Origin of the sequence: Blastomonas sp. UPD001 (genome assembly GCF_003426715.1) — a bacterium.
In the GTDB taxonomy this organism is placed as follows: Bacteria; Pseudomonadota; Alphaproteobacteria; order Sphingomonadales; family Sphingomonadaceae; genus Blastomonas.
On the sequence record NZ_QKVT01000001.1, the window covers coordinates 812119 to 820344 of the forward strand.

An 8226-nucleotide genomic window follows, 5' to 3' on the forward strand; every position below is an offset into this window, starting at 1 on the left:
GATCAATCGGCCTCGCGCTTGAGCAGCTCGGTCTTGATCCCCAGACCATAGGCATAGCCGCCCAGCGTGCCATCGGTGCGCAGCGCGCGGTGGCAGGGGATCAGCACCGCGACGGGATTGGCCCCGCAGGCCGAGCCTACCGCCCGCACCGCAGCAGGCTTGCCGATGCTGGCCGCGATCTGCGCATAGCTGCGCGTCTCGCCCGGCGGAATGTCGGACAGCGCCTTCCAGACGGCCTCCTGGAACGCGGTACCGCGCACGTCGACGGGGATGGCGGCGCCGGTGCGCGGGCTTTCGACCTCGGCGACGATCGCGGCCACGAATTGCGCTGCCTCGTCACCCGCCGGCTTCAATTCCGCGCCCGGAAAGCGCCTGGCCAGGGCTTCGGCTTCTTCCTCGAACGACAGGCGGCACACGCCCTTGTCGGTCCAGGCGACCAGCATACGGCCCAGCGAGGTGGCGGCGTGGCTCCAGTGGATCAGCACCCCCTGCCCGCCATTCTTCCAGACGCTCGGCTCCATGCCCATCCGTCCCTTCATCGTATCGTAAAAGCGCGACGGCGCGCTGAACCCTGCTTCATAGATCGCATCGACCACCCGGTCGCTCGTGCTCATTGCCTCGCGCGCCCGCTCGGTGCGCAGCGCCCGGGCATAGGCGCTGGGCGACAGGCCGGTATGCCGGGTGAACACGCGCTGGAAATGCGCGGGCGAATAGCCGCAGTCCGCCGCCAGCGACGCCAAGGCCATCGGCTCCTCGCTCGCGCGGATCGCCCGGATCGCGGCGAGCACCGCCGTCTCGTCGCGCGCGACATCGTCGGGCAGGCAGCGCTTGCATGCACGCAGTCCCGCCCCCCTGGCAGCCGCGCCATCGGCGAAAAAGCGCACATTGGCGCGCGCAGGGTGCCGCGCCGCGCACGATGGACGGCAATAGATGCCGGTGCTGAGCACCCCGGTGACGAAGCGCCCGTCGTGGCTCCGGTCGCGGCGCAGGACTGCGGCCCAGGCCGCATCCTCGTCCAGATCGATCAGCCCGCTCATGCCCGGTCCACCCTTGCCACGAAGCAGCCATGCGCTGCGTTGTGCGCGTGGATATAGGCGATCTCCGGATCGCCGAACAGATCGCGGATGCCGGCATCGGCCTCTCCCGGCGCGGCCAGTCGCGCCCCGCGCAGCATACCTTGATCGTCAAAAGCGCGCAGGCCCAGCGACCGCGCCTGCATGACCGGCGGAACCGCATCGCGAAATTCCGGCGCACGGTCGGATCGGCTGACATAGATCGCATAGGCGCTGCGATAGGGCGTGGCGACCTCATGGCTGACATGATGGAGCAGGATCAGCTCCTCGCCTGCCGGCGCATCCTCGAGTGTCACGCGACAGGGATAGCCCGGATGCCGGCTCGCCGTGACGCGCACGGCTTGGCGCTCGGCAAGCTCGGCATCGGACAGCGCGAACAGGGGCAGAAACTCGGCCGGCGACAGGCCGGCTATGCGATAGGTCATCGAACATCTCCTTCAAGCGATGTCCGAAGGCATAACGGACGCGTTGGCCCGCCGCGTCCCGCATCATGCGGTCAAAGCAGCGCGGTCAGGCGGCGCGCACCGCATGGGCGAGTTGCTGCATCTGTTCGCGCAGTTCCTGCGACTGGCGCGCGACCGCTTCTGCGGTCTGGCTCAAGGCCTCTGCCGACACATTGGCGTGCACCGACTTGTCGGTCAGCTCGGCAATCTGCGCCCTCACCTGCTGGCTGTTGGTCATCAGCGCCCGCAACGCGTCGAGAATATCGCGACTGGCGCCGTCCTGTTCGGAAACGGCGGCATCGATCCGGTCTGCATTGTGGCGAATCATGTCGACATGGCCATCGACCGACACCACAGCGCTCGACACCTGCTCGGTCATCGCGGCAATGCAACTGAGCCGCTGCTCGACCGAAGCCGCGGCACTCTGCGTCTGACTGGCGAGATTCTTGACCTCCTGCGCCACCACCGCGAACCCGCGCCCAGCTTCGCCTGCGCGCGCCGCCTCGATCGTCGCGTTGAGCGCGAGCAGATTGGTCTGCTTGGCGATATGCGTGATCATCGCGAGAATGCCCGAAATCTCTCCGGCGACCGCCTGCAGCTGGTCGGCCGTTTCGCGGCTGAGCCGGCTGGCATGGTGCGCGTCATAGATGTTTCGCGAGCTGTCCGCGACAAGTTCGCGCACGCCGCTTCCGGTGTCCTGCAGCCGCCGCCCGTGGCGGTCGATCTCGTGCATCGATTCGGCGGCGCGGTTCGCACGGTCGGCAAAATTCTGACTGAAGGCCTGGTGCTGGGCTGCATTGCGCTGCAGGTCCTGCGCCCCTTCACGCATCCCGGCGGCGGCCTTGGCCAGTTGGTCGGACAGCAGCGAAAGTCGCGCCTCGTAGCTTTCGAACAGCGCATCGATCGTGACCGCGCGGCGGGCCCGCTCCTCTTGCCATTGCAGCTGTTCGCGCTGAAGCTCGAGCTCGGCCTTGCGGCGGTCCTGCTCGGCCTTGAGGGCGCTTTCGGCCTTGGCATGCGAACGATGGATAGCCCGCGCTATCGCCCCGATCTCGTCCCGACGCCGCAATCCCAGCTTGCGGGCATTCACCTTGTGACGCTGCTCCGGCAGCGCATAGCGTGCGAGTGCCGTCAGCGGGACCAGGAAATCCCGGTTGGTGAAGCGCACGCACCAGCGCACGAAAAGCCCCGCCGCCAGCATCAGCAGCGCACAGAAGACGAGCGCCGCGATATAGATGGACCTCAAATTAGACAAGGTATCGCGCCCGCGCAGCCGCATTTCCGTCATCACCGCGCTGCTCGTGCGCAGCAGCGGATCGATGCGCTGATGGATCTCGATCGGAGCGGCCATGCGCCTGGTGCCGGGCCTAGCCATTTCGGCCCGCAAATCGGCCAGCGCGCGGTCCGCCGCCATCCGCTCGCGGCGCATGCGCCGCATTTCCGAGGGGAACTCGTCGGGCATCGGGCTGTCTTCAAGCCGTTGCCAGCGCTCCGCCAGGTTCTCCTGCATGTCGTCGAGCAAGCCGACGCCCTTTTCGCGTGGCAGCAATTGCCAATGCACCTGGCTCGCGACGGCAAGCCCCTCGCGATAGCCATCCATGACGGCCTGCAGGCGCACCGTGGGCTGAATCCGCGCGATCAGCAGTTGGCTGGTCGTATATTGCGTCAGGCCAACGACCGCGATGGCGCCGGAGGCGAGCAGCGCGAGCAGCATGAGCATCACCGTCAGGCCCAGACGGACCTTGGCGTGCACGTTCAACCGCTCCACACGCTTGATCAGATCGGAACGCGACAAGGCGAACTTGGACATTGCGAGTGTGATTCCATGACTGCGCCCCCTCGGGCAGATCAGGCGCTCACTTTGGGCCGGTGAAACGAAGATTTGGTAAACGCAGCTTTCATCATACTGCCATGAAACCGCATTTTTCTGCGGCACGGAACAGGCTGGAGCGATGTTTCCCGCCTGTCTTGCAATGCAGCAATATGAGTGCTAACCGCCGCGCCGACAGGTGAGGGAGGCCAGCGTCTCCTGCCAAGCGCCTGACGCTACATCATAACGGCAAGGGAAAGCATTCGCGTGGACATTTCCGGCGGGATACAGGCCAGTCTGGCAGGGCGTTACGCCTCGGCGCTCTTTTCGCTCGCGCGTGACGAAAAGCAGCTTGCCGAAGTCGAGACCAGCGTCGCGACGCTGCGCGCCGCGCTGAACGAGTCGGAAGATTTCGCCGCGCTGACCAAGAGCCAGACGATCAGCCGCGCCGCGGCCGAAAAGATCGTCGCCTCGCTTTCCGAAACGCTCAAGCTCGACAAGATGACCGGCAACCTGCTCGGCGTGCTCGCGACCAACCGTCGCCTCGGCCAGCTTTCGTCGATCCTCGCCGCCTTCGACCAGCTCGTGGCCGCGCATCGCGGCGAAGTGACCGCCGAAGTCACCTCGGCCTTCCCGCTCAGCGAAGCGCAGCTCGATGAAATCCGCAAGCAGCTGAAGGACCGCGCCGGTCGCAGCATCAAGATCACCGCGAAGGTCGATCCGTCCATTCTGGGCGGCCTGATTGTCCGCATGGGCAGCCAGATGATCGATTCCAGCATCAAGACCCGTCTCAACACGCTCAGCCAAGCGATGAAAGGCTAACACTCTCATGGACATTCGTGCCGCAGAAATCTCCAAGGTTATCAAGGATCAGATCGCCAATTTTGGCACGGATGCGCAAGTGTCCGAAGTGGGCAGCGTGCTGAGCGTCGGTGACGGCATCGCGCGCATCCACGGCCTCGACAACGTTCAGGCCGGCGAGATGGTCGAATTCTCGAACGGCGTGCAGGGCATGGCGCTCAACCTCGAAGCCGACAATGTCGGCGTCGTGATCTTCGGCTCGGACGCCGAGATCAAGGAAGGCGATGTCGTCAAGCGCACCGGCACCATCGTGGACGTCCCCGTCGGCAAGGGCCTGCTCGGCCGCGTGGTCGATGGCCTGGGCAACCCGATCGACGGCAAGGGCCCGATCGTCGCCGACAAGCGCATGCGCGTGGAAACCAAGGCGCCGGGCATCATCCCGCGCACCTCGGTGCACGAACCCGTGCAGACCGGCCTCAAGGCGATCGACGCGCTCGTTCCCGTCGGCCGTGGCCAGCGCGAGCTGATCATCGGCGACCGCCAAACCGGCAAGACCGCCGTCGCGATCGACACCTTCATCAACCAGAAGGCCGCCAATGCGGGCGATGACGAAGGCAAGAAGCTCTACTGTATCTATGTCGCCGTCGGCCAGAAGCGTTCGACCGTCGCGCAGATCGTGCGCCAGCTCGAGGAATCGGGCGCGATGGAATATACCATCGTCGTCGCCGCGACCGCTTCGGAACCGGCTCCGTTGCAGTTCCTCGCGCCGTATACCGGCTGTACCATGGGCGAATTCTTCCGCGACAACGGCATGCACGCGCTGATCGTCTATGACGATCTGTCGAAGCAGGCCGTCGCCTATCGCCAGATGTCGCTGCTGCTGCGTCGTCCTCCGGGCCGCGAAGCCTATCCCGGCGACGTGTTCTATCTCCACTCGCGCCTGCTCGAGCGTGCCGCGAAGATGAACTCGGCCAATGGCTCGGGCTCGCTCACCGCACTGCCGATCATCGAAACCCAGGCGGGCGACGTGTCGGCCTATATTCCGACCAACGTGATCTCGATCACCGACGGCCAGATCTTCCTCGAAACCAACCTGTTCTACCAGGGCATCCGTCCGGCCATCAACGTCGGTCTGTCGGTGTCGCGCGTGGGGTCGGCGGCGCAGACCAAGGCGATGAAGAAGGTGTCGGGCTCGATCAAGCTCGAGCTCGCCCAGTATCGCGAAATGGCGGCGTTCGCGCAGTTCGGTTCGGACCTCGACGCCTCGACCCAGAAGCTGCTCAACCGCGGCCAGCGCCTGACCGAGCTGCTCAAGCAGCCGCAGTTCAGTCCGCTGCCGTTCGAAGAGCAGACCGCCTCGATCTTTGCCGGCACCAACGGCTATCTCGACGCGCTGCCGGTCAACCGGGTCAACGAATACGAAGCCGCGATGCTGAGCTTCCTGCGTTCGGAGCATGCCGATCTGCTCGCCACGATCCGCGAAACCAAGGATCTGGGCGACGATGCCAAGGCGGCCCTCAAGGCCGCTCTGGACAGCTTCGCGAAGACGTTTGCTTGATGCTGTCGGGCCCCTGCTCAGGCAGGGGCCCATCTCCCGCCGATGGTGCGGGGTGACATGGCAGAAGATGGCCCCCGCCGTCGCGGGGGACCGAACAGGGTTTGAAGTTAGGACACCATGGCCAGTCTGAAAGAACTCAAGGGCCGGATCGCCTCGGTCAAGTCGACCCAGAAGATCACCAAGGCCAAGCAGATGGTGGCATCCGCCAAGCTGCGCAAGGCGCAGGCGGCGGCGGAAGCTGCGCGTCCCTATGCCGAGCGGCTCGAGCGCGTCATGGCCTCGCTGGCTTCGAAGATCACGATCAGCGAATCGAGCCCCAAGCTGCTCGCCGGCACCGGCAAGGATCAGGTGCACCTACTGATCGTGGCGACCTCGGACCGCGGCCTGTGCGGCGCGTTCAACTCGAACATCGTCAAGGCGGCCAAGCTGAAGGCTCGCGAGCTGGAAGCGGCGGGCAAGACCGTGATGTTCTATCTCGTCGGCCGCAAGGGCCGCGGCATGATCATCCGCGATTATGCCAAGCAGATCGGACGCTATTTCGACACCACCAACCTGCGCAGCCAGGGCTTTGCCGAAGCGCAGGCGATTTCGGCCGAGCTGATCGCAATGTACGAGCGCGGTGAGTTCGATGTCGCCCACCTGTTCTACAGCAAGTTCCGTTCGGCGCTGCTGCAGGAACCGGTCGGTCGTCAGATCATTCCCGTCGCCATTCCCGCGGGTAGCGCGGTCGCCAGCGATGCTGCGGTCGAATACGAGCCCGACGAGGAGGAAATCCTCGCCGAACTGCTGCCGCGCAACGTCACGACGCAGATCTTCGGCGCGCTGCTCGAGAACGCCGCGTCCGAACAGGGTGCCTCGATGACCGCGATGGACAACGCCACGCGCAACGCGGGCGATCTGATCAACCGGCTTACCATCGAATATAACCGCAGCCGCCAGGCCGCGATCACCACCGAACTCGTTGAAATCATCTCGGGCGCCGAAGCCCTCTAACCGTCCGAAAGCAGGAAACAGCTCATGGCAACCACCAACAATATCGGCAAGATCAGCCAGGTCATCGGCGCGGTCGTCGACGTGACCTTTGACGGCGAAATCCCCGCCATTCTGAACGCGCTGGAAACCGAGAACAACGGCCAGCGTCTGGTGCTCGAAGTCGCCCAGCACCTGGGTGAGAACACCGTGCGCTGCATCGCCATGGACGGCACCGACGGCCTGGTCCGCGGCCAGAATGTCACCGATACCGGCGCGCAGATTCGCATGCCCGTGGGCCCCGAAACGCTGGGCCGCATCATGAACGTCGTCGGCGAGCCGATCGACGAGCGCGGTCCGATCAACGCCAAGGCCTCGGCCCCGATCCACGCCAAGGCTCCCGAATTCGTCGACCAGTCGACCGAATCGGAAATTCTGGTCACCGGCATCAAGGTCATCGACCTGCTCGCCCCCTATGCCAAGGGCGGCAAGATCGGCCTGTTCGGCGGCGCGGGCGTGGGCAAGACCGTGCTCATCCAGGAACTGATCAACAACATCGCCAAGGGCCATGGCGGCACCTCGGTGTTCGCCGGCGTGGGCGAGCGTACCCGCGAGGGCAACGACCTGTATCACGAATTCCTCGACGCCGGCGTTATCGCCAAGAACGAAGCTGGCGAGGCGATCAGCGAAGGTTCGAAGGTGGCGCTGGTCTATGGCCAGATGAACGAGCCCCCGGGTGCGCGCGCGCGCGTCGCGCTGTCGGGTCTGACCATCGCCGAATATTTCCGCGACCAGGAAGGCCAGGACGTGCTGTTCTTCGTCGACAACATCTTCCGCTTCACCCAGGCGGGTTCGGAAGTGTCGGCGCTGCTCGGCCGTATTCCTTCGGCCGTGGGCTATCAGCCGACCCTGTCGACCGACATGGGCGCGCTGCAGGAGCGCATCACCTCGACCAACAAGGGTTCGATCACCTCGGTGCAGGCGATCTACGTGCCTGCGGACGACTTGACCGACCCCGCGCCTGCCACCTCGTTCGCGCACCTTGACGCGACGACCGTGCTCAACCGCGCGATTTCGGAACTCGGCATCTATCCGGCGGTGGACCCGCTCGATTCGACCAGCCGCGTTCTCGAGCCCCGCGTCGTCGGCGTCGAGCACTACGAAACCGCGCGTGCGGTCCAGTCGACGCTGCAGAAGTACAAGTCGCTGCAGGACATCATCGCCATTCTGGGCATGGACGAGCTCTCGGAAGAGGACAAGCTCACCGTTGCCCGCGCACGCAAGATCCAGAAGTTCCTGTCGCAGCCCTTCCACGTGGCCGAAGTGTTCACCGGCATCCCCGGCAAGTTCGTGTCGCTGGAAGACACCGTGAAGAGCTTCAAGGCGGTGGTCGATGGCGAATATGACCATCTGCCCGAAGCGGCGTTCTACATGGTCGGCGGCATCGACGAGGCCATCGAAAAGGCCAAGTCGCTGGCGGAAGCCGCGTAAGACTCACTTTAGCCCTCTCCCCTTGAGGGGAGAGGGTTGGGAGAGGGGAGAGCCCCCTCGCCTGTCGTGATAACATCGGAG

The 8226-nt window shown here is 65.0% G+C and carries 7 protein-coding genes; 4 read left to right on the forward strand and 3 right to left on the reverse strand.

The window, feature by feature from the left end:
* Window positions 1–2: 2 nt before the first annotated feature.
* From ada to DM995_RS03945, 3 genes are all read right to left on the reverse strand, one after another.
* Window positions 3–1037, reverse strand: coding sequence for a bifunctional DNA-binding transcriptional regulator/O6-methylguanine-DNA methyltransferase Ada (ada, locus tag DM995_RS03935; RefSeq protein WP_116968567.1), 1035 nt, complete (start codon window positions 1035–1037; stop codon window positions 3–5).
* Window positions 1034–1498 carry a DUF1203 domain-containing protein gene (locus DM995_RS03940; protein ID WP_116968568.1) on the reverse strand — a complete coding sequence of 155 codons (465 nt, stop codon included), beginning with the start codon at window positions 1496–1498 and terminating at the stop codon, window positions 1034–1036. The genes ada and DM995_RS03940 overlap by 4 nt, the downstream gene beginning before the upstream one ends.
* Window positions 1499–1583: 85 nt before the next feature.
* On the reverse strand, window positions 1584–3326 hold the full coding sequence (locus tag DM995_RS03945) for a methyl-accepting chemotaxis protein (protein ID WP_116968569.1): 1743 nt from the start codon (window positions 3324–3326) through the stop codon (window positions 1584–1586).
* A gap of 267 nt (window positions 3327–3593) precedes the next feature.
* On the opposite strand from DM995_RS03945, the gene DM995_RS03950 reads away from it, so the two are divergent.
* From DM995_RS03950 to atpD, 4 genes are all read left to right on the forward strand, one after another.
* A complete protein-coding gene (locus tag DM995_RS03950; protein ID WP_116968570.1) occupies window positions 3594–4148 on the forward strand; it encodes a F0F1 ATP synthase subunit delta in 555 nt (184 codons plus the stop codon).
* Window positions 4149–4155: 7 nt separating this feature from the next.
* Complete coding sequence (gene atpA, locus DM995_RS03955; protein WP_023838973.1) at window positions 4156–5685, forward strand: F0F1 ATP synthase subunit alpha; 1530 nt, start codon at window positions 4156–4158, stop codon at window positions 5683–5685.
* 117 nt (window positions 5686–5802) lie between these two features.
* Window positions 5803–6678, forward strand: a complete 876-nt coding sequence (locus DM995_RS03960) for a F0F1 ATP synthase subunit gamma (RefSeq protein ID WP_116968571.1) — start codon at window positions 5803–5805, stop codon at window positions 6676–6678.
* A 24-nt stretch (window positions 6679–6702) separates the two neighbouring features.
* Entirely contained in the window at window positions 6703–8145 is a 1443-nt protein-coding gene (gene atpD, locus DM995_RS03965) for a F0F1 ATP synthase subunit beta (RefSeq protein ID WP_116968572.1), read from the forward strand.
* The last annotated feature ends 81 nt before the right edge of the window (window positions 8146–8226 follow it).

Excerpts from the sequence above, each read along its gene's own strand:
- ada (WP_116968567.1), bottom strand. The coding sequence starts at position 1,037 with ATGAGCGGGCTGATCGATCTGGACGAGGATGCGGCCTGGGCCGCAGTC.
- DM995_RS03940 (WP_116968568.1), bottom strand. The coding sequence starts at position 1,498 with ATGACCTATCGCATAGCCGGCCTGTCGCCGGCCGAGTTTCTGCCCCTG.
- DM995_RS03945 (WP_116968569.1), bottom strand. The coding sequence starts at position 3,326 with ATGTCCAAGTTCGCCTTGTCGCGTTCCGATCTGATCAAGCGTGTGGAG.
- atpA (WP_023838973.1), top strand. The coding sequence starts at position 4,156 with ATGGACATTCGTGCCGCAGAAATCTCCAAGGTTATCAAGGATCAGATC.
- DM995_RS03960 (WP_116968571.1), top strand. The coding sequence starts at position 5,803 with ATGGCCAGTCTGAAAGAACTCAAGGGCCGGATCGCCTCGGTCAAGTCG.
- atpD (WP_116968572.1), top strand. The coding sequence starts at position 6,703 with ATGGCAACCACCAACAATATCGGCAAGATCAGCCAGGTCATCGGCGCG.